Raw genomic sequence first — 24,405 nt, forward strand, 5'->3', positions numbered from 1 at the left:
CGGGACTACAGCCCCAGCTTCGCCTTCAGGATGTCGTTCACCGCGGCCGGGTTGGCCTTGCCGCCGGTAGCCTTCATGACCTGGCCGACGAACCAGCCGATGGCCTGGGGCTTTTCGGCGACGGCGGCGGCCTTGTCGGGGTTGGCGGCGATGATGTCGTCGACGGCCTTCTCGATGGCCCCCGTGTCGGTGACCTGTTTCAGGCCGTGTTTCTCGACCACCTCGGCGGGGCTGCCCTCGCCGTTCCAGACGTGGTCGAACACTTCCTTGGCGATCTTCGAGGAGATGACGTCGGTCTCGATCAGCTCGACCAGCTGGGCGACATGGGCGGCCGGCAGCGGGTTCTCCGAGAAGTCCTTGCCCTCGCCGGTCAGGCGGGCGGAGACCTCGTTGGTGACCCAGTTGGACACCAGTTTGGCGTCCCGTCCCTTGGCGGCGGCCTCGAAATAGTCGGCCTTGGCCTGCTCCGAAATCAGCACCACCGCGTCGTATTGCGACAGGCCGTAGTCGGCCATCAGGCGGCGGCGCTTGGCGTCCGGCAGTTCGGGCAGGCTGGCCTTGATGTCGTCGATCCACGCCTGTTCCAGCTCAAGCGGCAGCAGGTCGGGGTCGGGGAAGTAGCGATAGTCCATCGCCTCTTCCTTGGAGCGCATCGAGCGGGTCTCGCCGGCCGTGGGGTCGTAGAGGCGGGTCTCCTGATCGATCTTGCCGCCGTCCTCGAGAATCTCGATCTGGCGCCGCGCCTCGTAGTTGATGGCCTGGGAGATGAAGCGGAACGAGTTGACGTTCTTGATCTCGCAGCGCGTGCCGAGGTGGCTGAAGTCGCCCGTCGCCTTGTATTTGGCGTACTGGCCCTCGCGGCAGACCGAGACGTTGACGTCGGCGCGGAGGTTGCCCTTCTCCATGTCGCCGTCGCAGGTGCCCAGATAGATCAGGATGGTGCGGATCTTCTTGACGTAGGCGACCGCCTCTTCCGGCGAGCGGATGTCGGGCCGGGAGACGATCTCCATCAGGGCCGTGCCGGCGCGGTTCAGATCGACGTAGGATTCGGTCGGCGACAGGTCGTGGATCAGCTTGCCGGCGTCCTGTTCCAGATGCAGGCGTTCGATGCCGACGTTGAAGAAGGAGCCGTCCTCGGCCTCCACCTCGACGACGCCCTCGCCGACGATGGGGAAGTAGAGCTGGCTGATCTGATAGCCGGTCGGCAGGTCGGGGTAGAAATAGTTCTTGCGGTCGAACTGGCTGCGCCGGTTGATCTGCGCATTGAGGCCGAGGCCGGTCCGGACGGCCTGTTCGACGCAGTATCTGTTCAGGGTCGGCAGCATGCCGGGGAAGCCGGCGTCGACCAGCGACACCTGCTCGTTCGGACCCGCGCCGAAGCCGACCGCGGCGCCCGAGAACAGCTTGGCCTTCGACGCCACCTGGGCGTGGATCTCCAGCCCCATGACGATTTCCCACGGGCCGGTGCGGCCCCGGATGAGTTTGGCGGTGTCGGCGGTCGTGTCGGTCATGGGGCCCGTATAACCGGCTGAAACGGAAATGGGGAGCCGTCCCGAACCGCTCAGGCGTCCGCGCGGAGCACGCGCAGGCCGAACAGCGGCCCGGCCGTATGACCGCTCTCCGGAACGATGCGAATCCGCACCTTGTCCTTGCCCGCGGTGAGCGCCGGCGGGACCGGATAGTCGACATCGAAGAACCGGCCCGGAACCTCGGCGTGCAGACGCTGGGTGGCGATGCGGACGCCGTCGACCTCGATGTGGAACAGCCGGTCGCGCTCGCCGCCCCAACAGGTCGTCTGCAGCGTCATCGGTCCCTCGGCCACCCCCATGTCGACGGCGAAGAAACCCTCGGTGCGCGCGTCGCGACCGGGGCGGAAGCGGTAGGACACCGCATAGGAAATGTCGCTCTCGAGCCTGTGGGCGGCCTCGTCGGCCTCGACCCCGAGCCGCACGAAATCAACCGACCGGGCCTCCAGCGCCTCCCGGGCCGCCCGATCCGCCGCCAGGGCGACCTGGGCGGCCTCCCATTGCGCGGGGGTGAAGCGCCGGAAATAGACCGCCGCGCGCCGGTCCCACAGGGCGTAGAAGGGCGAGAAGTCGAGGTCGCGCGGCCGGCCGATGCCGGCGGTGCGATACAGGCCGCGCCGGGCGTCGGCGGGCTGGAAACCGGCCAGGACGTCGTCGGACAGCAGGGCGGGTTCGCTCCCGTCGAACGGATCGGTCGCCGGCCCGAGATCGGCCGCCAGCACCATCGGCCCGTGCAGCAGGGCGACGAGGTCGGGATCGTCCGGCGTCGGCTCGACCCGCAGGGACATGGGGAAGCCCACCCTGATCAGATCGCCGGTCCGCCAGCGGCGGTCGAAGACGAGATAGCCCTGCTCTGCGCGCGGCGCGAACGCCTTGCCGTTGACCGAGGCCGTCGGCGTCCCGGCCCATGCGGGCAGGCGGATCCGCACCCTGAACCGTCCGCCCCGCTCCAGGGCCTTGAAGCGGATGCCCACGTCCGAGCCGTAGGGGAAGTCGCTTTCGAGGGCGACCTGGCCGCCGCGCGCGCTCCAGGTCAGTTCCGAGGCGATGAACAGGTTGACGATCAGGCCGTCGTCGTCGCTCCACCACACGGATTCCCCGTGTTTGGCGTGGCTTTCCATGCCCGAGCCGACGCAGCACCAGAAGCTGTCGGTCGGCGTCGAGAACTCCCGCGCCGCGCCGCTTATCAGCGGAGCCATATAGATGAAGGCGCCGTCGGACGGCCGCTGGTGGGCCATGATGTGGTTCAGGTGGGCGCGCTCGAAATAGTCGAAGCGGGCGGCCTCGGCCCGCTCGCCGTAGAGCCGCCGGGTGAGCTTGAGCATGTTGTAGGTGTTGCAGGACTCGCAGGTCTGCTCGGTGACGTAGAGCGACAGGGAGTTCGGCTCCTGGAAATACTCGCGGTCGCTGTTGCCGCCGATGACATAGGTGCGGCCGTGGGTGACCGTGTCCCAGAAGAAGCGGGCGCCGAACAGCCGCGCCGGGTCTCCGGTCAGGGCGTGCTGGCGGGCCAGGCCGATGACCTTGGGAATCTGGGTGTTGGCGTGCAGGTGGGACAGGGCGTCCTGGCCGGCCATCAGCGGCCCGAGCACCGCCTGATGGTTGAAGCGTTCGGCCAGCCGCAGCCAGCGCGCCTCGCCCGTGCGCTGGGCCAGTTCCGCCAGGGCGTCGTTCATGCCGCCGTGCTCGGTCTCCAGCACGGCCTGCATCTGCGTCCCGGACAGCGGCTTGAGGGCGCGTTCGATCCAGGCGGCCAGGGCGACGGCGACCGTCAGCGCCTGTTCCGAGCCGCAATGTTCATGGGCCGCCAGCAGTCCCGAGAACAGTTTGTGCCAGTTGTAGAACGGGGCCCAGGAGCCGTTCAGATAAAAGCGTGCCGCGCGGATGTCGCCCGCGGTCAGTTCGGCGAAGATGGCCTTGCCGTCCTCGATCCCGCCGTCCGGCTTTCTGCGCGTGAAGCCGGCCGTATAGCCGTCGCCGGAAGCGGCCTGGCAGGCGGCCAGTTCGCTGACGATATGGCCGGCGCGGTCCCGGCACAGGGCGTCGCCGGTCTGGGCGTGCATCAGCGACAGGGCGGTCAGATAGTGGCCGAGGGTATGGCCGGCGATGGTCTCGCCTTCCCAGCCGCCATAGGCTTCGGCGCGAGGCGCGAGGCCGGCGTGAACGCGGAAATTGTGCAGCAGCCGGTCCGGATCGAGGCCGTGCAGATACCGCAGGTTCGCCTCGGTCGCGTCCAGCCAGATCGATGGCGAGAGACGCACGGCGGAGAGCGGAAAGGGCTCCGCGCGGCGGGCGGGCTGGAAGGCGAGAACCGGTCGCGCGACGCCGGGGGCGAGGGCGCTGGCGGCGACGCCAGCGAGGAAGGTGCGGCGACGAGGGCCGGTTCGGTCCGCCTGAAAATGTGTCATCACCGCTCCGGTTCGCGCGGTATTGGGCGCCGCACGGCGGGCCCGGTCAAGGCGGTGTCAGGAGGCGGTGGCGCCCGAGAACAGCCCGGCCTTCGACGCCACCTGGGCGTGGATCTCCAGCCCCATGTCGATTTCGTACGGGCCTGTGCGGCCCTGGATGAGTTTGGAGGGGTAGCGACGGTGCCAGTCATGAGCCGCTCCGACGGCTCCTCGGAACCACAAAATGAGGAGGCCCATCACATGACTTTAAAGGCTGCGTCTTTGCGTCCCTTGCGAAACCCCGTGATGCTTCCGTCTTGTGACACCTTGATTCCCAAGCCAACTTTGCTCAGTGCCTTCGCGGCGGCAAGTCGCCCCCCTCCGGTGCTCCCGCCATCAATTTTCAGGATGGCCCCGATAGCCAATATTTGTCCTGTGTGGGACAAGACCGTTGCCCCGTCTATTGCCGCCAACTCTTGCCTTAAGCGCCGATCGAGTTGCATGTAGCTTCGCGTACCGATTATCTTCTTTAATGTCTTTGCTTTGGTTGATGTCGGGAAAGACAAATAGTCATCCTTATGTACAACCACTTCCCTCCATTTTTGACTGTCCTCGAATCCAACCACTCCGATGCAGGCGCCAGTCCTCGCGAAAGACGCGTCGAGACAGGTCTCATAAATTACCTTCCGGAGATCAGGGTCTTTAGGAATCCCCATCTGCATAATAACCGGATCGTGGGTCAGGAAGTGCCATTGTCCTGAGCGTCGAGCAAACAAGAGTTCTTGATTTCGAAAAATCAGAACCTCTCCCAACCTATTGAGGGACAAGGCTACGCGTGTTTCCTTCTTGGTGGTCCATTCAGCGATATAAGCCTGACGCAAAGGGCAGTATGACGGTATCACCCCGGTGATCGCCAAATTGCTCTGATGGGAAATAAGCTGACCCGCGAAGTCAAACTCCAGCAAGGTGTCAAAACCATTGCTGATAACCGCCCCGAATTCTTCTTTAGAGAGCTCCTCCAACGTAATGCCGTCAGTCTGAGGCAGGTTACGAAACCCTATTGAAGCAGAAATTGGTGCGCCTTCGTAGAGCCGATTACCCCAATGAGCGAGTCGATCAATCCCGTTTAGGATTAGCGACTCCCGGGCCTCCCCTTGAACCGCCCTGGCGACGACCCGGCGCTGAAACGTCGAGAGAAGGTCGTGCCTCAAGTCGGTAGCTAGCTGTGGCGCCATTCCGCCAACGATATCCACGAAAGCCTGCACGACTTGGTATTCGGTAAGCGTGACTTCGCCAGGCTGGGCGAACCGCTGGGGCCGCGTCAGAATCAAGCGGTAGTTGTCACCGCGCTCGACCTTGAAAGCGATAGACATCGGGTCTCGCCAAGCGACCCGCTTGGAACTGGATTTCTTATCCAGACCGGTTGTTAGGTACGCACCCGAAAACAGAGGCACCAAGTACTGGTTCGCGATCTCTCTCAGCAGTTCTTCTTGCATAGCATCCCCCGATTCTCCGATGCTAAACTGCTGATTGAAAACTCACCACCACTTCTCAGGCTTCGCGACAAACCCCGCCGCCTCTTCCAGCGCACTCGCCACCTGGAACACGGTCGCCTCGTCCAGCGCCTTGCCGATGACCTGCAGGCCCAGCGGCAGGCCGCCCTTGTCCACCCCGGCGGGCACCGAGATGCCCGGCAGGCCGGCGAGGTTGGCGGTGACGGTGAAGATGTCGTTCAGGTACATCTGCAGCGGGTCGATCTGCTTGTCGCCGAGCGCGAAGGCGGCCGAAGGCGTCGACGGCGTCAGGATGGCGTCGACCTTGTCCCAGACGGCGTCGAAATCCATGGCGATGCGACGGCGGACCTTGAGGGCGCGGACGTAGTAGGCGTCATAGAATCCTGCCGACAGCACATAGGCCCCGATGGTCAGGCGGCGCTGGACCTCCTTGCCGAAGCCCTCGGCGCGGCTGGTCTCGTAGAGGTCGGTCAGGGACGAAGTCCCCTCGGCGCGGTGGCCGAAGCGCATGCCGTCATAGCGGGCCAGGTTGGACGAGGCCTCGGCCGGGGCGATGATGTAATAGGCCGGCAGGGCGTATCTGGTGTGCGGCAGGCTGATCTCGACGATCTCGGCGCCGCCGGCCTTGAGCCAGGCCACGCCCTGGTCCCACAGCGCCTGGATCTCGGCGGGCATGCCGTCGACGACGTATTCCTTCGGCACGCCAATGCGGAGGCCCTTAACGCCCTTGTTCAGCGATTGGGTCCAGTCGGGGGTCTCGACGTCGAGGCTGGTCGAGTCCTTCGCATCGAAGGAGCACATGGAGCGCAGCAGGAGGGCGGCGTCCTCGACCGTCTTGGTGATCGGGCCGGCCTGGTCCAGCGAACTGGCGAAGGCGACCATGCCGAAGCGGCTGGCGCGGCCGTAGGTGGGCTTGATCCCGACCGTGCCGGTGAAGGCGGCGGGCTGGCGGATCGAACCGCCGGTGTCGGAGGCCGTGGCGGCCAGGCAGAGGTCGGCGGCGACCGCCGAGGCCGAACCGCCGGAGCTGCCGCCCGGTGTCAGGTTGGCGTTGGAAGCCGTTGACTTCCAAGGATTCACGACCGGGCCGAAGGCGCTGGTCTCGTTCGACGAGCCCATGGCGAACTCGTCCATGTTGAGCTTGCCCAGCATGACCGCGCCGTCGCGCCACAGGTTGGACGTGACCGTGGACTCATAGGGCGGGACGAAGCCGCGCAGCATGTTGGAGCCGGCCGTGGTCTGGACGCCGTCGGTGCAGAACAGGTCCTTGATGCCCAGAGGCGCGCCTTCGAGGGCCCCGCCCTCCCCCTTCGCCAGCCGGGCGTCGGAGGCGCGGGCCATGGCGAGGGCCTTTTCGGTGGTCTGGACGACGTAGGCGTTGAGGCGCGGATTGGCGGCGTCGATATTGGCGACGAAGGCTTTCGTGATCTCTTCCGAGGAGAAGTCGCGGGCCTTGAGGCCGTCGAGGGCGGCCTTCAGCGTGAGTTTGGTCAGGTCGGACATTCTATTCGACCACCTTGGGCACGACGAAGAAGCCGTCGGCGGAGCGCGGGGCGTTGCCGAGCACGTCGGAGACCTTGTCGCCGTCGGTGACCACGTCGTCGCGCAGGCGCATCGGCTGGGCGACGTTGGAGGTCATGGGCTCGACGCCCGCGACATCGACCTCGTTCAGCTGTTCGATCCAGGCGAGGATTCCGTTCAGCTCCCGGGCCAGGGGCTCCAGACGCTCCTCGGGGGTCTTGATGCGGGCGAGATGCGCCACCCGGCGCACGGTCGCGGCGTCGATGGCCATGCGGCCCTCCAGCAACGGAAACGGAAGGGGCGGGAATAGCGGGCCGGGTCCCGAATCTCAAGAACGGCGCGCGATTACCGTGATCCAGTCGGCTTCCTTGCCCTTGAAGAACGATCGCCAGTCCACGGCGAGGCCGTGCCGCGACAGGCAATCGGTCATGTCGGCCTCGCGCCAGCGCACCACCTGATACGTTCCGCTGGACCCGATCGTCGCCTCCTCGCCCGCCCCCTCCTGGAAGGACATCAGCAGCGTCCCGCCGGGACGGAGCGCCGCCGCGATCCGGCCGATCACGCCGTCGACCAGCTCGCGGCCGACGTGCTGGATGACATAGAGGGCGACGAGGCCGTCCCACGGACCGCCCAGATCGCCGGCGATCAGGTCCAGCCGATCGACCGCCCGGCCTCGCTCGCGCTGAAAGGCGATGAAGCCTTCCGACAGATCGGTCCGCCGGACCTGCACGCCCATGGCCTCCAGACGGTCGGCGTCCCAGCCGGGCCCCGAGGCGACCTCCAGGATCCGGCCGCCGGGCCCGACCGAGGCGACGAGCCGTTCCAGGGCCTCGACATGGTCGGGCGTCGGCGCGTGGTCCGTCTCGGCCGCATAGCTTTCGGCGCAGGCGTCGTAGCCCGCGATCGTCGCCCGGTTGCGGGCCAGGTCGTCGGATGGACTCATCGCGCGGGCGTGACGGTCACCGTCGCCGGAGCGGAGCCGTCGGTAGCCAGCGCCCAGCCGACAATCAGGCGGCGCTTGCGGCTGCCGATATTGCCGGTGGCCTCGTCCATGACGCTCTCGTCGATCTCCAGATCGACCCGGCCCGGCGATTCCGACAGGACGCGGTAGTCGAGGAAGTCGCCAATGCGAAAGACGCGCCAGCCTTCAGCCGGGGAATCGAAGAAGGCGACGTGAGTGTAGAGGCCGTTCATGGCCGGGTCGCCGCCCGCCGTGCCAAACATTTTGACGGTGCGGTCGCCCTGGTGCGTCAGCGGAGTCAGTTCAACCACGGAGGCGGCCCATTGCTGACCCTCGTCCGCATCCGGCTGGACGGTTGCGGCGGGGCCGGCGGCTGTCAGAGGCGCGGCGGCGGGCGCGGGCGCGGCCCGTTCGGCGGCGGGCACGGCCTCCTTGCGGCTCTCGACCTGTGCATCGCAGGCGGCGAGCCCGAGAAGGGCGATCAGGAAGGTGACTGGCTTCATCGGAGGTTCCCCCATCAACGATACGCCACCATGCCCTTTGACAGGGCGGCTCGCCAGTCCTACCGCCAAGCCGTGACCGTTCTATCGCTGGAAGACCTCGCCGCCTCGACCCCGCCCGGCACGCCGTGGCTCGGGCTGGACCTGGGCGAGAAGACCATCGGCGTGGCGGTCTCCGACACCACCCGGATGATCGCCAGTCCGCTGTCCCTCGTCCGCAAGACGAAGTTCACGGACGACGCCCAGGCCGTGCTGAAGTTGATGGACGGACGCAAGGCCTCGGGGCTTGTGATCGGGCTACCGCTGAACATGGACGGCAGCGAGGGTCCACGGGCGCAGTCGTGCCGGGCCTTCGCCCGCAATCTGCAGCGCATTCGCGCGGTGCCGTGCGCCTTCCAGGACGAGCGGCTGTCGACCAGCGCGGTCGAACGGTTCCTGATCGGCGAACTGGATCTGAACCGCAAGCGACGCGCCAATGTGGTGGATCGAACCGCCGCCGCCTGGATCCTGCAGGGGGCGCTCGACCGGCTGAGGGACCAGGCCGCGCGATGAGCGCCCTGCTCACGGGCGTCGTCCCGGTCTTCGCCATGATCGCCCTCGGCTGGGGGCTGAAGAAGCGCGACTTCCTCACCGACGACGGCTGGCGGGCGGTCGAGCGGCTGACCTATTTCGTCTTCTATCCGGCCTTTCTGATCCCCGCCGTCTGGGGAGCGGATTTCGCCAGCGGCGCGGCGGGGCCCGTCGCGCTCGGCACGGTCGGGACCGCCCTGGTCGTGGCCGGGTTGACGGTGGCGGCCAAGCCCCTGCTGCGCATCAGCGACCCGGCCTTCACCAGCGTCTTCCAGGGCGTGATCCGCTGGAACGGCTTCGTCTTCCTGCCAGTGGCGGGAGCCGTCTTCGGCGAGCGTGGGCTCGGCATCGCGGCGATGGCGTTCGGGGTGCTGGCGCCGGCGCTGAACGTGGTCTGCGTGCTGGTGCTGGCGCGCTGGGGCGCGGGCCAGGGCGGCGGGTGGCGGCTGGCCCTGTCGTCGCTGCTGCGCAATCCGATCATCTGGGCTTGCGGGATCGGGGCGGCGCTCAATCTGGCGGGCGCGCCGAAACCGGACCTGATCATGGGCGCGTTCGACCTGATGGGGCCGGGCGCCATCGCGCTGGGACTGATCACCGCCGGGGCCGGGTTGAGCTTCCGCTACGCCGCCTCGCGGCCGATGCTGATGGCGACTGTGACGGCGATCAAGCTGATCGCCCTGCCGCTCGGCATGTACTGGTTGACCGGGGCGCTGGGCGGAGACCGGATGGCCCAGGGGCTGGCCCTGCTGGCTGGAGCCTCCCCGGGAGCGGCCGCCTCCTATGTCATGGCGCGGCAGATGGGCGGCGACGCATCCCTGATGGCGGGCGTGGTGGCCCTGACGACCGCGGTCAGCGCCTTCACCATCCCCATCCTGCTGGCGGCGTTCGGCTATATCTGAGCACGCGGCGGCTTCCGTTCCGGCGCGCGCGGCCCTATAGGCGGGCCTCGATGAGCCAGCCCCCAAAGAACGACGGATCACTCACCGATCTGATTCTCGAGCGGCTGGCGCCGTTTCCGCGCAGCCATTTCCTGTCCGCGGGCGATCTGAACGCCGCAACCACGCCTCCGTTGCTGGACCTGGCCGACGCCTTCGTCGACTTCAACCGGCAATCCTCCAAATCGCTGGACCTGATGCGCGGGCGCACGGTCATGAACCTGTTCTTCGAGAACTCGACCCGGACCAGCGCCTCGTTCGAGATCGCGGCCAAACGGCTGGGCGCGGATGTGACGGCGCTGAGCCCCCGTACCTCCTCCACCGCCAAGGGCGAGACCCTGATCGACACGGCGGCGACGCTGAACGCCATGAAGCCGGACGTGCTGGTCGTGCGCCACCCGGCCTCGGGCGCGGCGGCGTTGCTGTCGCAGAAGGTCGGCTGCGCCGTGGTCAACGCCGGCGACGGGCGGCACGAGCATCCGACCCAGGCCCTGCTGGACTTGCTGAGCCTGCGCCGGGCCTTCGGGGACGTGGGCGGACTGACGGTCGCCATCTGCGGCGACATCGCCCACAGCCGGGTGGCGCGGTCCAATGTGTCGATGCTGTCGATGATGGGCGCGCGGGTCCGGCTGATCGGGCCGCCGACCCTGGTGCCCGGCGACGCCGACCGCTGGGGCTGCGAGGTGTTCCACGACATGCGCGAGGGCCTGAGGGGCTGTGACGTGGTGATGATGCTGCGTCTGCAACTCGAGCGGATGGAGGGGGCGCTGGTGCCGTCGACCCGCGAGTATTTCCGCTTCTGGGGCCTGGACCGGGAGAAGCTGGCCTGGGCCAAACCGGGGGCGAAGGTGATGCATCCGGGGCCGATGAACCGGGGGGTCGAGATCGACTCCGACGTGGCCGATGACCTCACCGTCTCCCTGATCCAGGACCAGGTGGAGATGGGGGTGGCCGCGCGAATGGCGGTGCTGGCGGCCCTGTCGGCGCGGCTGGACGGAGACGCCCCCTCCACCACTTCGTGGTCCCCCTCCCCCATTCGCTTCGCTCCGGGGGAGGAGAAGGCATGAGCGCCATCGCCATCCTGAATGCGCGTCTGCTCGATCCGGCGACCGACTATGACGGTCCGGGCGCGGTGCTGGTCGAGGACGGACGGATCACCGAGGTCATCCACGGCGGCGGCGCTGTCGCCCCGGCGGGCGTGACGGTCATCGACGCCGGCGGCCTGTGCCTGTCGCCGGGCCTGATCGACATCCGGGTCAAGACCGGCGAGCCGGGGGCCGAACCCAAGGAGACGCTCAAGTCGGCCAGCCTGTCGGCGGCGGCGGGCGGGGTCACCACCATCGTCATCCAGCCCGACACCGACCCGGCCATCGACGATCCGGCGATGATCGATTTCATCCTGCGACGCGGCGCGGCCCTGGGGCTGGTCAATGTCCGGGCGGCGGGTGCGGCGACGAAGGCGCGCGACGGCCAGCGGATGGCCGAGATCGGCCTGATGGACGAGGCCGGGGCCCTGTATTTCACCGACGTCGACCGGGTCATCGCCAACACCCGCACCCTGCAGCGGGTGATGAGCTACGCCGCCGCCTTCAACGCCCTGATCGCCTGTCGCCCGGCCGATCCCTGGCTGAGCGAGGGCGCGGTCGCCACCTCGGGCGAGCTGGCCACCCGGCTGGGCCTGGCCTCGGTTCCCGTCATCGCCGAACGCATCCAGCTGGAGCGCGACCTGGCCCTGGTCGAACAGACCGGCGCGCGCATCCTGGTCGACCAGATATCGACCGAGGGCGCGCTGGAAACGCTCGCCCGGGCCCGGGCGAAGGGACTGGAGGTCGCCGCCTCGGTGTCGATCAACCATCTGTGCTTCAACGAGATCGATATCGGCGACTACCGCACCTTCTACCGACTCGACCCGCCGTTGCGGGCCGAGAGCGACCGGCAGGCGCTGATCGAGGCGGTGCGCGACGGCCTGATCGACGCCATCACCTCGGCCCACGCTCCGGCGCCGGCCGAGGACAAGCGCCGCCCGTTCGCCGAGGCGACGCCGGGCGCGGTCGGGCTGGAGACCCTGCTGCCCGCGGCCCTGAGCCTGCACCACGAGGACGGGCTGGAACTGCTGGACATCCTGCGGCCCCTGACCCAGGGCCCGGCGACGCTTCTCGGCCTGGATTCCGGCGTGTTGCAGGCCGGCGCCCCGGCCGATGTCATCCTGTTCGACCCGGGAGCCCCGGTCGTGGTCGACGCGGATGCGCTGAAGTCGAAGTCGAAGAACTCCCCCTTCGACGGACGACGGCTGCAAGGCCGGGTGTTGCTTACCGTCGTCGGCGGCCGCATCGTCCACGACGCACGCTAGGAGGGAGCGAATCACTTGCAGGATCTGGTCGGCCCGGCCCTTGGGACGCTCGCGCTCGCGGCGGCGGGCGGTTACCTGCTGGGCTCCGTCCCTTTCGGGGTGATTCTGACCCGGCTGGGCGGCGCGGGCGATGTGCGCAGCATCGGCTCCGGCAACATCGGCGCGACCAATGTCCTGAGGACGGGCCGCAAGGACCTGGCCATCGCCACCCTGCTTCTGGACGCCGGCAAGGGGGCCGCGGCCTGGCTGATCGCCCAGGCGCTGTTTCCGGGCGCGCCGGCCATCGCCGCCGTGGCGGGAGGCGCCGCCTTCCTCGGCCACCTGTTCCCCGTCTGGCTGGGCTTCAAGGGCGGCAAGGGGGTGGCGACCTTCTTCGGCCTGTTGTTGGCCGCGGCCTGGCCGCTGGGCCTGATGGCCGGGGCGACCTGGCTGATCGTGGCGGCCCTGTTCCGGACGTCGTCCCTGGCCGCGCTGATCGCGGCGGCGGCCGCGCCCCTGTTCGCCCTCTTGCCCCTGCCGCTCATGGGCCTGCCCGCTTCGGGTCCCGTGCTGTCGCTGGCGGCGGCCACGGCGGTCCTCATCTGGATCCGCCACCACGAGAACATCGCCCGCATCCTGAAGGGGACCGAACCCCGGATCGGCGCGAAGAAGGGGTGACCCTGACCGACGCAGAGCGTTTCGCGCGCCTGCGTCTGGCGCGGACCGACCAGGTCGGTCCGGTGACCTTTCGCCAGCTGCTGGACCGCTTCGGAACCGCGGAACGCGCCCTCGAGGCCCTGCCCGATCTGATCCAGCGCGGCGGCGGCCACGGACACGCCGCACCCGCCGTCGAGACGGTCGAGGCCGAGATGGAGGCCGGGCGAAAAGCCGGGGCCCGGCTGATCGTGCTGGGCGACAGCGGCTATCCCGACCTGCTGGCGGCGGTCGATCCGCCGCCGCCGCTGCTCTGGACGCTGGGCGACGCCGGCCTGATGACGCGGCCCTGCATCGCCGTGGTCGGGGCGCGGATCGCCTCGGCGGGCGGGCAGAGGATCGCGCGCGGCCTGTCGCAACAGCTGGGCGAGGCCGGTCTTGTCGTGGTCTCGGGTCTGGCGCGGGGCATCGACGGCGCGGCCCACGCCGGCGCCCTTCCGACCGGCACCGTCGCCGTCCTGGGCGGCGGGGTGGACGACATCTATCCGCCCGACAACGCCGATCTTTACCGCCAGATCGTCGAACAGGGCTGTATCGTCTCGGAAAGTCCGATGGGCGCGCGGGCGCAGGCGAAGGACTTCCCGCGCCGCAACCGGATCATCTCCGGCCTGTCGCGCGGCGTGATCGTGATCGAGGCCGAGTTGCGCTCCGGCTCGCTGATCACGGCCCGGCTGGCCGCCGAACAGGGTCGGGACGTGTTCGCCGTGCCGGGCTCGCCGCTGGATCCGCGCGCCCGGGGACCGAACGAACTGCTGCGCCAGGGCGCGATCCTGTGCGAGGGGCTGGAGGACGTGGAGCGGGCCTTCAACACCCTGCGGTCCCTGGGCGAACCGGCCGCCGACAATCCCTTCGCAGGCGCGCCCGACCACCTCGACACCGCGCTGATCGAACGGGTCGCCGCCCTGCTGTCGCCCACGCCGACGCCGCGCGACGAACTGGCCCGGGCCCTCGACCTGCCCATCGGAACCGTGGCGGCGGCGCTGCTGGAGCTGGCCTTGGCGGGCCGGGCGACGCTGTTGCCGGGCGGTCTGACATCCAGCTGAAGGGCTTCGATTCCACGCCCGATTGACAGCGGCCCTCGCGCCAACCACGTTCCGCCCCCTTTCCGCGCCGTTCCAAGGCCCCCTCCCCGCATGAACCTCGTCGTCGTCGAGAGCCCCGCAAAGGCCAAGACCATCAACAAATATCTGGGCCCGGACTTCACCGTCCTGGCGTCCTATGGCCACGTGCGCGACCTGCCGTCCAAGGATGGCTCGGTGCTGCCCGACGACGACTTCGCCATGTCGTGGGAGATCGACGCCAAGGCCTCGAAGCGCCTGTCCGAGATCGCCGAGGTCGCCAAACGGTCCGACCGCGTCATCCTGGCCACCGACCCCGACCGGGAGGGGGAGGCCATCAGCTGGCACGTGCTGGAAATCCTGACCAAGAAGAAGGTGCTGAAGGATACGCACGTCGAGCGGGTCACCTTCAACGCCATTACGAAGAGCGCCGTGCTCGAGGCGATGGCCAATCCGCGCCAGATCGACATGGAGCTGGTCGAGGCCTATCTGGCCCGCCGCGCGCTGGACTATCTGGTGGGCTTCACCCTGTCGCCGGTGCTGTGGCGCAAGCTGCCGGGCGCGCGTTCGGCCGGGCGGGTGCAGTCCGTCGCCCTGCGCATCGTCGTCGATCGCGAGATGGAGATCGAGAAGTTCAAGGCCCAGGAATACTGGTCCGTCGAGGCCGACATGGCCGCCGACAGCCCGCCCTTCACCACGCGTCTGGTCAAACACGCCGGCAAGCGGGTGCAGCGGCTGGACATCACTTCGGAAGCCATGGCGACCGCGGCGCGGGACGCCATCAACGCTGCGACCTTCACCATCGCCTCGGTGGAGAAGAAGCCGGTCAAGCGCGCGCCGGCCCCGCCGTTCATGACCTCGACCCTGCAGCAGGAGGCCTCGCGCAAGCTGGGCTTCACGGCGCAGCGCACCATGCAGGCGGCGCAGAAACTGTACGAAGGCGTCGACGACCAGGGCGGCCTGATCACCTATATGCGGACAGACGGCCTGTCGGTCAGCCCGGAAGGCATCGCCCAGGCGCGCGAGGTCATCGGCGACCGGTTCGGGTCAGCCTACGTTCCGGAACAACCCCGCTATTACAAGACGAAAGCCAAGAACGCCCAGGAAGCGCACGAAGCGATCCGGCCGACCAACATGACCCGCGCGCCGGAGACCCTGCGTCTCGAGGGCGACCTGCAGAAGCTGTACGAACTGATCTGGAAGCGGACCATCGCCAGCCAGATGGAGTCGGCGCGTCTGGACCGCACCACGGTCGAGATCGAGGAGCCGACCGGCCAGACCGCCTTGCGCGCCACCGGCCAGGTCGTGGCCTTCGACGGCTTCATGGCCGTCTATGAGGAGGGCCGGGACGACAAACCGAAGGACGGCGGAGACGACGAGGACGAAACCACCCGCCTGCCCGTGCTGAAGGAAGGCGCCGTGGCCAAGGTCGAGGCGATTCGCACCGAACAGCATTTCACCGAGCCGCCGCCGCGCTATTCGGAAGCGACCCTGGTCAAGAAGCTCGAAGAGCTGGGCATCGGCCGGCCGTCGACCTACGCCTCCATCCTGACCACGCTGCGCGATCGCGAATACGTCCGCACGGACAAGAACCGCTTCTATCCCGAGGACAAGGGACGGCTGGTCACCGCCTTCCTGGAGCAGTTCTTCGCCAAATGGGTCGAGTACGACTTCACCGCCGCCCTCGAGACGCGGCTGGACGAGGTGTCCGCGGGCAATCTGAACTGGAAGGTGCTGCTGCGCGAGTTCTGGTCGGACTTCCATGTCGCGACCCAGGCCGCGGGCGAGCTGCGCACCACGGCCATCCTCGACGCCCTGAACGAGTCGCTGGGGCCGCACATCTTCCCGCAGAAGGAGGACGGATCGGACCCGCGCGAATGCCCGCTGTGCAAACAGGGCCAGCTGAGCCTGAAGACCAGCCGGTTCGGCGCCTTCATCGGCTGTTCGCGCTATCCCGAGTGCAAATTCACCCGCCCCGTGGCGACGCCCGACGCGGCCGAAGGCGGCGCGGACGGGGGCGATCGGGAGCTGGGCGTCGATCCGGTCACGGGCCAGCCCGTGTCGCTGAAGATCGGCCGGTTCGGCCCCTATGTGGAAACCACGCCGCCGGGCGAGGAGAAGCCGAAACGCTCGTCCCTGCCCAAGGGCTGGTCGCCCGCGTCGCTGAGCCTGGACCAGGCCCTGCGCCTGCTGGCCCTGCCGCGCGAGGTCGGGATGCACCCGGAAGACGGCAAGCCGATCACGGCGGGCCTCGGCCGTTATGGACCGTTCGTGCTGCATGCCGGGACCTACGCCAATGTCGCGGACATCGACGAGGTGTTCGAGGTCGGACTGAACCGCGCGGTCGTGCTGCTGGCCGAGAAGCGGGCCGGCAAGTTCGCGGGACGCGGCGGAGCGACGGCGCCGCTGAAGGACCTGGGCGCCCACCCCGAAACGGGCGAGCCGATCCACGTCATGGCGGGCCGGTTCGGCCCCTATGTGAAGTCCGGCAAGATCAACGCCACCCTGCCCAAGGGCGCGGCGCCCGAGGACCTGACGCTGGAAGACGCCCTGCCCCTGCTCGCGGCGCGGGCTCTGGCGGCGCCGTCGAAGGGCAGGAAGGCGCCGGCGAAGAAGGCGGCGACGAAGAAGCCCGCGGCCAAGAAGCCGGCTGCGAAGAAGGCTCAGGCGAAAAAGCCCGCCGCGAAGAAGGCCGCCAAGCCGGCGGCCTGACTCCGCCGGGATCAGCGTTTGAGCAGGTGATCCCGCGCGGCATTGAGCCGTGACGCCAGACCTTCGGTGCCGCCCTGATCGGGATGGGCGCGGGCCATCAGGCGTTTCCAGGCGGCGTTGATGTCCTGAACCGTAGCGTCGGCCGACACACCGAGAATGGCGCGGGCGTCCCTGTCGCTCAGGGTGTCGTCTCGGGGCGCCAATGCTCTCTGGCGCGAGGCGATCGTCAGCCACAGACCCGCGCCGGCCAGGCCGACCGCCGGCAACCACGCGCCCCGGAAGGCCAGCAGGACGCCGCCGCCCATCAACACGGCGCTGAACAGGGTGGCCGCGACCCGCCATTGCGCCCGTCCCCGCCGCTCGCCCTGGCGGCCCAGCCGGACCAGGGCCCAGACGGCGATCGCCGCCAGAACCAGCCAGGCGAGATTCAACGGGTCATGCCGCCGCGTCGAGCGGGGCGTCCAGCGCGCCGCCGTCGAGACCGAGGGCCAGCATCAGATTGCGCAACTCCTGTCGCGCGGCGACATGGGCCAGCGACACGGCCACGGGCCGGACGTCGTTGGACAGATCCGCGACGGTCAGGCCGAACGGGAACAGCTCGCGATAGATGACCCGGTCCCGCAGGCCGGGCCCCATGCGGAAACCGACCCGGCGGGCCAGTTTGTGCATCCGTTCCTCCAGCCGCTGGCGGTTGCGGGCGGCGGCCACGGCGAGGCGGTTGGTGACCACGATCCAGTCTATGGCCGCGTTCTGGCCCTGGGTGATCGCCCGGTGCTTGCGCGCCTCCCAGACGCTCTCGGAATAGATCGACGGCTTGAGCAGCTCGAGGGTGACCGGATCGACCTGGCCCAGCAGGTCGAAGTCGACGAAGCTGTCGTTCATCGGGGTGACGATCTGGTCGGCCAGGCCGTGGGCGGTGCGCGACAGCAGGGTGTCGCCGCCGGGCGTGTCGATGACGATGACGTCCGCGCTGGCGCGAGCCTCGGCGAAGGCGGCCTCGAAGCGGGCCAGCTGATCGCGCTCGTCGGCCTTGGCCAGGGCCTTGCCGTCGCCCAGGTCGGGCTCGACCGGCATGGGCAGGACCTGGTTGTTGCCGGCCATCCAGGCCGCGCGATTGGCGAAGAATTTGGCCATCGACCGCTGACGCAGGTCCAGGTCGATGATGGCCACGCGGCGGCCGGCGTGCAGCAGGCCCGTCACGATGTGGATGGCCAGGGTGGACTTGCCCGCCCCGCCCTTTTCGTTGCCGACGACGATGACCGCAGGGTCAGCCATGGATGTTCACGCCCCTTCAGCGACCGCCGACTCAGACACGCGGCCGCGATCCCGCAAAATCGCGTCCGGAGGCGCGCACGTCAACGACGGGATGAAGGGCGGCTGTGGACGCGCGTTCAGACGACCCGGTTGCACCATGGATCGTCGATGCCGGCGGCGGCGCAGACGGCGGCCGCTCCGGCGGCGGGCGCCCGGACCTTGAGCCGGGTCAGGCGACGGCCGCCGACCTCGACGCCTTCATAGACCGGCGACAGGCCGTTGAGGGCCCAGGCGGCCTCGCCGGACTTGAGCCTTGACCAGGCCGAGCGGGCCGCGGCCTCGCTGGAATAGGCCCCCAGCTGCACCAGGCCGCGGTCGACGCGGGTCCTGGCCGCCGTACGGGCGGCCAGGGCCGGACGCAGGCCGGCGCGCGAGGACGCTTCGTCGATCCGGGCGGAAACCTGCTGCACCACGGCGTCGGCCACGGCCGGGGCGGCGGCGGCGGCCAGGCGCGGCGCGGCGCGTTCGACCGCCCCGTCCAGACCATCGCGGGCGTCCCACAGGGCGTGGGGATCCATGACTTCGACCCTCAGGGCGGGGCGCAAGCCCGCGGCGGCGGCGGTGCGGACGGGCGGGCGGGCCACGCCCTGACCGTCCAGATCGATGGCCGCGACGGACTCAGCCAGGTTCTCGAAGCGATGCGGGTCGGCCTCGACCATGCCGCAGGCGTTCAGGCCCGCGGCCGCGAAGAGGACCACGACTGGACGAATGATGAGGCTCGGCGTCATAAGCCGACACTGGCACGGCAGGATTTGCCGCCTGGTTCACAAGCAGGCTTAAGCCGAAGGGTTAATCCGTTCATCATGGCCGAGACCGATCCCCTGCCCATCGTCCGCGCCGTCGCGGCGCTGCGTGAAACCGTTAGCGGTTGGCGGCGACAAGGGTTCACCATCGGCTTCGTGCCGACCATGGGGGCGTTGCACGAAGGCCACCTGACCCTGGTGCGCGAGGCGGCGCAGCGAACGGACCGGGTCGTCGCCAGCGTCTTCGTCAATCCGACCCAGTTCGCCGCGCACGAGGACCTGGGGACCTATCCGCGGCAGGAGGCGAAGGACGCCGAGCTCCTCGCCGCGGCGGGTTGCGCCCTGCTGTTCGCGCCTTCGGTCGAGGAAATGTATCCGGCCGGCGCGACGACCACGATCAGCGTCGGCGGACCGGCGGAGGGGCTGGAGGGAGATTTCCGGCCGCAGATGTTCGGCGGCGTGGCCCTGGTGGTCGCCAAGCTGCTGAACCAGGTCCAGGCGAGCGTGGCGGTATTCGGCGAAAAGGACTGGCAACAGCTGATGGTGGTCCGACGGCTGGTCCGCGATCTCGACATCCCGACCGAGGTCGTCGGGTCGCCGACGATGCGGGACGGCCATGGCCTGGCCCTGTCCTCGCGCAACACCTATCTGTCGGAGGCCGAACTGGAAGTCGCCCGGCGGCTGAACGGCGTGCTCGCCGAGGCCGGGGCGCAGGCCACCGCGCGGCGGCCGCTGGCGGCGGTGGAGCGCGACGCCCACGCCGCCCTGCTCAAGGCCGGTTTCGAGCGAATCGACTATGTCGCGGTCCGCCGCGCCGACGATCTGGCGACCTTCCGCAATGGAGTCGCGGACGCGCCAGCCCGCATCCTGGCCGCGGTGTGGCTGGGCCGGACGCGACTGATCGACAATATGGCGGTCGCCGCGCCGTCCTGACGGCTTCAGGCCAGCTTCAGATCCATGGTCCCCCCGACCCATTCGATCGTCGACTTGCGGCGCGCCCGGGCCGCGGCGTCGGCGTCGCCCAGAACGGCTTCGGCCTCGGCGAGGACGAAATAGCTGTAGGGGTCGCCGGGCCAGTCCTCGAGCAGTTCGAGGATCTTCGCCCTGGCGCCCGCCGCGTCGCCCTTGAGCAGCAGGGCGGCGGCGAGGCTGCGCCGGGTCGGATACCAGACGACCGGGGGATCGCCGCCCTCTTCTCCCTTGCCCTGGATTTCCGCGGCCCGGGTGAAGGCGGCGACAGCCGCATCGGCATTGCCCTCGATCATCGCCGCACGGCCCTCTAGGATGCGCTGGGACAGTTCGGTGAAGACCAGGCCGTCGTCCTTCAGCACGCCTGTTTCCGTGAAGGCGGGGTCGGCGCGCAGGAGTTTGATCGCCTCGGCCTCGGCCCGAACGGCCGCCGCGTCGCCGGCCCGCGCCGCCGCCTCGCCCCGGGCGTAGCGCCAGCTGACGCGCAGCATCGGATGGCTGGCGGCCGGCTCCGCGAGCGCCGCCACCTGTTCCGGCGATCCGAAACGGCCGTAGTTGGCGTAGGCGTTGTGGGCGACCATCTGGCGCCACAGGTTGTCGGCCGGAATGTCGGGGAAGGTGGTCAGAAACCATGCGGCCAGCTTCAGGCCTTCCTCTGCCCCGCCCGCCATCAGGGCGCCGCCCATGCCGAAATGGATGTTGTGGCCGTGCAGCGGCATGCCGGGCACGCCGCCCGGGGGCCGCGCCAGGCCGTCGTAGCGTCGGTCCAGAGCCACGGCGTTGACGTTGGACATCATGGCGTCGCGGTAGCGGCCGACGCGATAGAAGGTGTGCGACGGCATATGCACCAGATGGCTGGCGCCGGGGGCCAGGGCGGCCAGCCGCTCGCCGTAGGGAATGGCCTTGTGCGGATCGTCCGACCATTCGGTCAGATGGATGTACAGATGGATGGCTCCAGGATCGTCGGGCGCGGCCGCCAGGGTCTGTTCGAGGATCTGCATGGCGCGGGTGATGCCGGGGTCCTTCGCCTTGCCGTCGTCGTCCCACCATTCCTCGGCCTTCAGCATCCAGGCGTCGGCGGCGACGGCCGCGACGGCGACGTCCGACGGATTGCGGCGCGCGATCCGGTCCATGGCCTGGGCGAAGCGGCGGTCGCGCGATCCTTTCTGACCCGAATAGCGCTGGACCAGGGCGTCGATCATCTGGCGTTGCACGGGCGTGGCGCGGCGCGCCAGCCGGCGGGCGTCGCGGGCGGCCCTGAGGGCGGCGATCTGGCTCTCGTCGTCGTCTCCCCCGCCGTTCAGATTCGGACCCAGGGCCCAGGCTTCGCCCCAAGCGCACATGCCGCAGGTCGGGTCCAGAAGGCGCGCCTTGCGGAAGGCCCGCACCGCCTCCTTGTGCTCGAAGGCCCAGCGCAGCCGGACACCATGGTTGAACCAGGCCTGGGCCTCGGGATCGGCCGTGTCGACGACGAAGCCGCCGGAGCCGAAGCCGTCGACCATGACCATGTCGGCCACGGGGGTTCCCGCATTGGCCGAAACGGCTGGGCCGCAGACCTGGGGCCGCTCGATCCGGTCGAGGGCGGCCCGCTCGGCGGTCGCGTCGGCCACGGCGGCGGGACCGATCAGGGCGACGGTCAGGGCGACTCCCGCCATCAGGATGGTGCGCATGATCGGGGCCTCCCCTGCCCTCGCCGCCACCTTGTCGCGAAAGGGAGCGGCCGCCAAGGGCCGCCTCAGCCGCAGTCCACGCTCTCTATGATCCCGGTGGCCTGGTCGAAGCGGACGTTGAGGCGATCGGGCCGCAAGTCCTTCGTCGTCGGGCAGGTGGTGCAGACGATGCGGACATTGGCGTCCTGCGGAAAGGACACAGCGCCCACGTGCGATCCGATCAGCGAGCGCGCGGCCTCGGCGTCGCAACGCTGCGAAATCGGCGTCCCGTCCGGAGTCGGGACCGGGGCGCAGGCCGCGAGCGCCAGGCCGACGGCGTGGATGAAAGCCAGCCGCCTCACCCGCATTTAACCTCGCGGATCACCCCGGTGGATTGCTCAAACAGGATGTTCAGGCGGCGCGGGCTGTAGTCCATGGTCACCGGACAGGTGGTGCAGGTGACCCGCCAGACCTCGCCCGCAGGCTGGGGCGGCAATTCCGAGCGGTTACGGCCGACATAGCGCTGGTACTGGTCGGCCTTGCACTGGCTGGGCCCGTCCTCCGGCGGCATGGGGACGGAGCCGCCGTCGTCGACCGGAGCGCAGGCGGCGGCGAGGAAGCCGGCCGCGGCGAGACTGAGGGACAGGATTTTCATCGGCGTGGTCTCCCGTGATGGTTTCAGCCGCATCGAACCTGTTCGACGATTTCGGTCTGTTCGTCGAAGAAGATGTTCAGGCGGTGCGGCGCATAGTCCTCAGTGACCGGACAGGTGGTGCAGGTGACGCGCCGGTTCACGACATCGACGGGAACGGGAATCTCGGTCTTCGGTTTCCCCACCAGCCATTGAAGCTCGCCGGCCCGGCACATATCCGCGGTCGGACTCGAGGACCGGGCGCCGGTCGGCTGATTGATCTGGGCCTCTTCCAGCGCGCGCGGGGCGGAGGCGTCGGACGCGGGCGTCGAACACGCGGCCAACGCCAGCAGAACGATCAGGCCGCCTTTTCCCAACGCCCTTCCGGGGACTGTTTCCAATAGGCCAGTTCCGCGCCCTGATCCTTCAACGTCTTCCACCGGACCCGCGCCGCCGCAAGGGCCGCTTCGTCCCGTCCGTCGAAGATGATGAAACATCGATCGAAGCCTTTCGTATCGCCCAGCTCTGAGCCGTCCACGATGAACAGCGCCTGAGCGGCGTTGGGGTTCTCGGGCGATTCGCTCAGCAGGATGGGCTGGCGATCAGGATCGGCCTCCGTCGCCCGACCATGGGCCAGGAAGCTGTCGTCCCGATACGTCCACAGCCGCTCATCGATATGGTCGAGAAGGCGTTCGTCCGCGGCCCGGACCAGCGCCCGCCAGCCCCGTTCGCGCGTCTTCTCAAGCAGGCCGGGAAGGACCTGTTCGAGGGTCGACCGCTCGAGGTGGTAGAACCAGATTTCCGGCTTGGCGTCAGACACCCGGCTCTACCTTTTCAGAGACCTACGACTCGTAGCTGTCCGCCACCATCCGGTCGAGCGTGCGCACGCCCCAGCCGACGGCGCCGTCCGGCACGGTCGGGTTGCGGCTGTCCTTGACCCAGGCGGTGGGCGCGATGTCGATGTGCGCCCAGGGCGTGCCGTTGGTGAAGCGCTGCAGGAACAGGGCGGCGGTGATCGAGCCCCCGGCGCGGCCGTTGCCCGTGTTCTTCACATCGGCGATCGGGGTGTCGATGTGGCGCTCGTAGAAGGCCGGGATCGGCATACGCCAGGCGTTCTCGCCGACCTTCGGACCGGCGGCGAGGAAGTTGTTCGCCAGTTCATCCGAGTTGGAGAACACCCCGGCGTACTCCAGCCCGAGGGCGACGATCATTGCGCCGGTCAGGGTGGCCAGGTCGAGCATGAATTTCGGCTTGAACCGCTCCTGCGTGTACCAGAGGCAGTCGGCCAGGACGAGGCGGCCTTCCGCGTCGGTGTTGAGGACCTCGACCGACTGGCCCGACAGCGACATGACCACGTCGCCGGGGCGCTGGGCGGCGCCGTCGGGCATGTTCTCGACAAGGCCGAGGACGCCCACGGCGTTCACCTTCGCCTTGCGCCCCGCCAGGGCGTGCATGAGGCCGGCCACGGCGGCGGCGCCGCCCATGTCCCACTTCATGTCCTCCATGCCGTCGGCGGGCTTGATGGAGATGCCGCCGGTGTCGAAGCAGACGCCCTTGCCGACGAAGGCGACAGGCTGGTCGCCCTTCCTGCCGCCGTTCCACTTCATGATGGCGACCTGGCTTTCGCGCACGCTGCCCTGGCCCACGGCCAGCAGGGTGCGGAAGCCGAGCTTCTCAAGCTCCTTCTCGCCGAGGATCTCGACCTCGAGGCCGAGCTTTTCCAGCGCCTTGACGCGCTTCGCGAATTCGACCGGATACAGGACGTTGGCCGGTTCGCTGACCAGGTCGCGAGAGAATTCGACGGCGTCGGCGACGGGCGACAGCCGGGCATAGGCCGCCCTGGCGGCCTTGGGATCGGCGGAGACGACGCGGATCGCCTCGATCGAGGGCGTCTTCTCGGGCTTCAGCGTGGTGCGGTATTTCAGGAATCGGTAGGCGGCCAGGCGGGCGGCGAAAGCCGCTCGGGCGGCCTGGTCGGCCGACAGGTGATGGCCGTCGATGGTCAGCGAGGTCGCGCCCGACAGCTTGACCGCGTGATAGGCGGCGCCCGCGGCGGCTTCCAGCGTCAGGTCGTCGAACTTGCCGGCCTCGCCGGCGCCGCTGAGCACGACGGTTCCGGCGTCGACGCCGGCCGGGGCGGCGACGACCAGCGTGCTGTTCGAGGCGCCGGTGAAGCGGCTGGCGGTCATCGCCTTCGTCAGGGCGCCGGACGCGGCGGCGTCGAGTTGTGGGCCCGTGCCGGAGAGGGCGCGGCCCTCGTGGACCAGGACGGCCAGAACCTCGGCGGCGCTCGCGGACGCGACGAACTCGATCTTCATTTACTGCTCCCGCCGGGCGGTACGCCCCGGCTGTATGTCGGTTGGGATGTGCGC

Annotated in this window: 23 protein-coding genes and 2 pseudogenes; 8 read left to right on the top strand and 17 right to left on the bottom strand. The window is 68.9% G+C overall.

What is annotated here, in order from left to right; genetic code table 11:
• Positions 1 to 5: 5 nt before the first annotated feature.
• The 8 genes and pseudogenes from gatB to Q8Q71_RS00175 form a co-directional block, all read right to left on the bottom strand.
• Complete coding sequence (gene gatB, locus Q8Q71_RS00140) at positions 6 to 1,511, bottom strand: Asp-tRNA(Asn)/Glu-tRNA(Gln) amidotransferase subunit GatB (RefSeq protein WP_305757621.1); 1,506 nt, start codon at positions 1,509 to 1,511, stop codon at positions 6 to 8.
• Positions 1,512 to 1,561: 50 nt separating this feature from the next.
• Positions 1,562 to 3,934, bottom strand: coding sequence for a glycoside hydrolase family 127 protein (locus Q8Q71_RS00145; RefSeq protein ID WP_305757622.1), 2,373 nt, complete (start codon positions 3,932 to 3,934; stop codon positions 1,562 to 1,564).
• Between the two features lie 69 nt (positions 3,935 to 4,003).
• Positions 4,004 to 4,156: pseudogene (locus Q8Q71_RS00150) on the bottom strand (hypothetical protein); the annotation flags it as partial.
• A gap of 14 nt (positions 4,157 to 4,170) precedes the next feature.
• A complete protein-coding gene (locus Q8Q71_RS00155) occupies positions 4,171 to 5,409 on the bottom strand; it encodes a hypothetical protein (RefSeq protein WP_305757624.1) in 1,239 nt (412 codons plus the stop codon).
• A gap of 42 nt (positions 5,410 to 5,451) precedes the next feature.
• A complete protein-coding gene (gatA, locus tag Q8Q71_RS00160) occupies positions 5,452 to 6,930 on the bottom strand; it encodes an Asp-tRNA(Asn)/Glu-tRNA(Gln) amidotransferase subunit GatA (RefSeq protein WP_305757625.1) in 1,479 nt (492 codons plus the stop codon).
• A gap of 1 nt (position 6,931) precedes the next feature.
• Positions 6,932 to 7,219 (bottom strand): Asp-tRNA(Asn)/Glu-tRNA(Gln) amidotransferase subunit GatC, encoded by a 288-nt coding sequence (gene gatC, locus Q8Q71_RS00165; protein WP_305757626.1) that lies wholly within the window; start codon positions 7,217 to 7,219, stop codon positions 6,932 to 6,934.
• 57 nt (positions 7,220 to 7,276) lie between these two features.
• Positions 7,277 to 7,891: a bifunctional 2-polyprenyl-6-hydroxyphenol methylase/3-demethylubiquinol 3-O-methyltransferase UbiG gene (locus Q8Q71_RS00170; protein WP_305757627.1), complete on the bottom strand. Its 615-nt coding sequence runs from the start codon at positions 7,889 to 7,891 to the stop codon at positions 7,277 to 7,279.
• Positions 7,888 to 8,412 carry a hypothetical protein gene (locus tag Q8Q71_RS00175; protein WP_305757628.1) on the bottom strand — a complete coding sequence of 175 codons (525 nt, stop codon included), beginning with the start codon at positions 8,410 to 8,412 and terminating at the stop codon, positions 7,888 to 7,890. Before Q8Q71_RS00175 ends, Q8Q71_RS00170 begins: the two co-directional genes overlap by 4 nt.
• Before the next feature lie 72 nt (positions 8,413 to 8,484).
• Between Q8Q71_RS00175 and ruvX the strand changes: the two genes are divergently transcribed.
• The 7 genes and pseudogenes from ruvX (at position 8,485) to topA (ending at position 16,727) form a co-directional block, all read left to right on the top strand.
• Positions 8,485 to 8,961: a Holliday junction resolvase RuvX gene (ruvX, locus tag Q8Q71_RS00180; protein ID WP_305757629.1), complete on the top strand. Its 477-nt coding sequence runs from the start codon at positions 8,485 to 8,487 to the stop codon at positions 8,959 to 8,961.
• Complete coding sequence (locus Q8Q71_RS00185) at positions 8,958 to 9,878, top strand: AEC family transporter (protein ID WP_305757630.1); 921 nt, start codon at positions 8,958 to 8,960, stop codon at positions 9,876 to 9,878. Before ruvX ends, Q8Q71_RS00185 begins: the two co-directional genes overlap by 4 nt.
• A gap of 50 nt (positions 9,879 to 9,928) precedes the next feature.
• Positions 9,929 to 10,909, top strand: a pseudogene (locus Q8Q71_RS00190) (aspartate carbamoyltransferase catalytic subunit); the annotation flags it as partial.
• A 68-nt stretch (positions 10,910 to 10,977) separates the two neighbouring features.
• The gene (gene pyrC, locus Q8Q71_RS00195) at positions 10,978 to 12,264 is read left to right on the top strand and encodes a dihydroorotase (protein ID WP_305757631.1); all 1,287 of its coding nucleotides are present in this window, start codon (positions 10,978 to 10,980) and stop codon (positions 12,262 to 12,264) included.
• A 15-nt stretch (positions 12,265 to 12,279) separates the two neighbouring features.
• The gene (plsY, locus tag Q8Q71_RS00200) at positions 12,280 to 12,921 is read left to right on the top strand and encodes a glycerol-3-phosphate 1-O-acyltransferase PlsY (RefSeq protein ID WP_305757632.1); all 642 of its coding nucleotides are present in this window, start codon (positions 12,280 to 12,282) and stop codon (positions 12,919 to 12,921) included.
• The gene (gene dprA, locus Q8Q71_RS00205; RefSeq protein ID WP_305757633.1) at positions 12,918 to 14,000 is read left to right on the top strand and encodes a DNA-processing protein DprA; all 1,083 of its coding nucleotides are present in this window, start codon (positions 12,918 to 12,920) and stop codon (positions 13,998 to 14,000) included. The genes plsY and dprA overlap by 4 nt, the downstream gene beginning before the upstream one ends.
• 90 nt (positions 14,001 to 14,090) lie before the next feature.
• Complete coding sequence (topA, locus tag Q8Q71_RS00210) at positions 14,091 to 16,727, top strand: type I DNA topoisomerase (RefSeq protein ID WP_305757634.1); 2,637 nt, start codon at positions 14,091 to 14,093, stop codon at positions 16,725 to 16,727.
• A gap of 11 nt (positions 16,728 to 16,738) precedes the next feature.
• On the opposite strand, the gene Q8Q71_RS00215 is transcribed toward topA, so the two are convergent.
• From Q8Q71_RS00215 to Q8Q71_RS00225, 3 genes are all read right to left on the bottom strand, one after another.
• Positions 16,739 to 17,158: a molecular chaperone DnaJ gene (locus Q8Q71_RS00215; protein WP_305757635.1), complete on the bottom strand. Its 420-nt coding sequence runs from the start codon at positions 17,156 to 17,158 to the stop codon at positions 16,739 to 16,741.
• 4 nt (positions 17,159 to 17,162) lie between these two features.
• A complete protein-coding gene (locus tag Q8Q71_RS00220) occupies positions 17,163 to 18,002 on the bottom strand; it encodes a division plane positioning ATPase MipZ (RefSeq protein WP_305757636.1) in 840 nt (279 codons plus the stop codon).
• A 116-nt stretch (positions 18,003 to 18,118) separates the two neighbouring features.
• A complete protein-coding gene (locus Q8Q71_RS00225; protein ID WP_305757637.1) occupies positions 18,119 to 18,739 on the bottom strand; it encodes an SPOR domain-containing protein in 621 nt (206 codons plus the stop codon).
• Positions 18,740 to 18,844: 105 nt separating this feature from the next.
• Between Q8Q71_RS00225 and panC the strand changes: the two genes are divergently transcribed.
• A complete protein-coding gene (gene panC / locus Q8Q71_RS00230) occupies positions 18,845 to 19,717 on the top strand; it encodes a pantoate--beta-alanine ligase (protein ID WP_305757638.1) in 873 nt (290 codons plus the stop codon).
• 5 nt (positions 19,718 to 19,722) lie between these two features.
• On the opposite strand, the gene Q8Q71_RS00235 is transcribed toward panC, so the two are convergent.
• From Q8Q71_RS00235 to Q8Q71_RS00260, 6 genes are all read right to left on the bottom strand, one after another.
• Complete coding sequence (locus tag Q8Q71_RS00235) at positions 19,723 to 21,423, bottom strand: hypothetical protein (RefSeq protein ID WP_305757639.1); 1,701 nt, start codon at positions 21,421 to 21,423, stop codon at positions 19,723 to 19,725.
• Positions 21,424 to 21,488: 65 nt separating this feature from the next.
• A complete protein-coding gene (locus Q8Q71_RS00240) occupies positions 21,489 to 21,764 on the bottom strand; it encodes a peptidase inhibitor I78 (RefSeq protein WP_305757640.1) in 276 nt (91 codons plus the stop codon).
• Positions 21,761 to 22,057, bottom strand: coding sequence for an I78 family peptidase inhibitor (locus Q8Q71_RS00245; RefSeq protein WP_305757641.1), 297 nt, complete (start codon positions 22,055 to 22,057; stop codon positions 21,761 to 21,763). Before Q8Q71_RS00245 ends, Q8Q71_RS00240 begins: the two co-directional genes overlap by 4 nt.
• A 23-nt stretch (positions 22,058 to 22,080) precedes the next feature.
• Entirely contained in the window at positions 22,081 to 22,410 is a 330-nt protein-coding gene (locus Q8Q71_RS00250) for a hypothetical protein (RefSeq protein WP_305757642.1), read from the bottom strand.
• Positions 22,392 to 22,853, bottom strand: coding sequence for a DNA polymerase III subunit chi (locus Q8Q71_RS00255; RefSeq protein ID WP_305757643.1), 462 nt, complete (start codon positions 22,851 to 22,853; stop codon positions 22,392 to 22,394). The genes Q8Q71_RS00250 and Q8Q71_RS00255 overlap by 19 nt, the downstream gene beginning before the upstream one ends.
• A 22-nt stretch (positions 22,854 to 22,875) precedes the next feature.
• Positions 22,876 to 24,351, bottom strand: coding sequence for a leucyl aminopeptidase (locus Q8Q71_RS00260; RefSeq protein ID WP_305757644.1), 1,476 nt, complete (start codon positions 24,349 to 24,351; stop codon positions 22,876 to 22,878).
• Between the last annotated feature and the right edge of the window lie 54 nt (positions 24,352 to 24,405).

This window comes from Brevundimonas sp. (assembly GCF_030704825.1).
Lineage (GTDB): Bacteria > Pseudomonadota > Alphaproteobacteria > Caulobacterales > Caulobacteraceae > Brevundimonas.

Bases quoted from the DNA above. Each gene is read 5' to 3' on its own strand.
- panC (WP_305757638.1), top strand. From the start codon at position 18,845: ATGGCCGAGACCGATCCCCTGCCCATCGTCCGCGCCGTCGCGGCGCTG.
- Q8Q71_RS00220 (WP_305757636.1), bottom strand. From the start codon at position 18,002: ATGGCTGACCCTGCGGTCATCGTCGTCGGCAACGAAAAGGGCGGGGCG.
- Q8Q71_RS00145 (WP_305757622.1), bottom strand. From the start codon at position 3,934: ATGACACATTTTCAGGCGGACCGAACCGGCCCTCGTCGCCGCACCTTC.
- gatB (WP_305757621.1), bottom strand. From the start codon at position 1,511: ATGACCGACACGACCGCCGACACCGCCAAACTCATCCGGGGCCGCACC.
- Q8Q71_RS00155 (WP_305757624.1), bottom strand. From the start codon at position 5,409: ATGCAAGAAGAACTGCTGAGAGAGATCGCGAACCAGTACTTGGTGCCT.
- gatA (WP_305757625.1), bottom strand. From the start codon at position 6,930: ATGTCCGACCTGACCAAACTCACGCTGAAGGCCGCCCTCGACGGCCTC.
- gatC (WP_305757626.1), bottom strand. From the start codon at position 7,219: ATGGCCATCGACGCCGCGACCGTGCGCCGGGTGGCGCATCTCGCCCGC.
- pyrC (WP_305757631.1), top strand. From the start codon at position 10,978: ATGAGCGCCATCGCCATCCTGAATGCGCGTCTGCTCGATCCGGCGACC.
- Q8Q71_RS00185 (WP_305757630.1), top strand. From the start codon at position 8,958: ATGAGCGCCCTGCTCACGGGCGTCGTCCCGGTCTTCGCCATGATCGCC.
- topA (WP_305757634.1), top strand. From the start codon at position 14,091: ATGAACCTCGTCGTCGTCGAGAGCCCCGCAAAGGCCAAGACCATCAAC.
- Q8Q71_RS00245 (WP_305757641.1), bottom strand. From the start codon at position 22,057: ATGAAAATCCTGTCCCTCAGTCTCGCCGCGGCCGGCTTCCTCGCCGCC.
- Q8Q71_RS00260 (WP_305757644.1), bottom strand. From the start codon at position 24,351: ATGAAGATCGAGTTCGTCGCGTCCGCGAGCGCCGCCGAGGTTCTGGCC.
- Q8Q71_RS00175 (WP_305757628.1), bottom strand. From the start codon at position 8,412: ATGAAGCCAGTCACCTTCCTGATCGCCCTTCTCGGGCTCGCCGCCTGC.
- Q8Q71_RS00170 (WP_305757627.1), bottom strand. From the start codon at position 7,891: ATGAGTCCATCCGACGACCTGGCCCGCAACCGGGCGACGATCGCGGGC.
- Q8Q71_RS00235 (WP_305757639.1), bottom strand. From the start codon at position 21,423: ATGCGCACCATCCTGATGGCGGGAGTCGCCCTGACCGTCGCCCTGATC.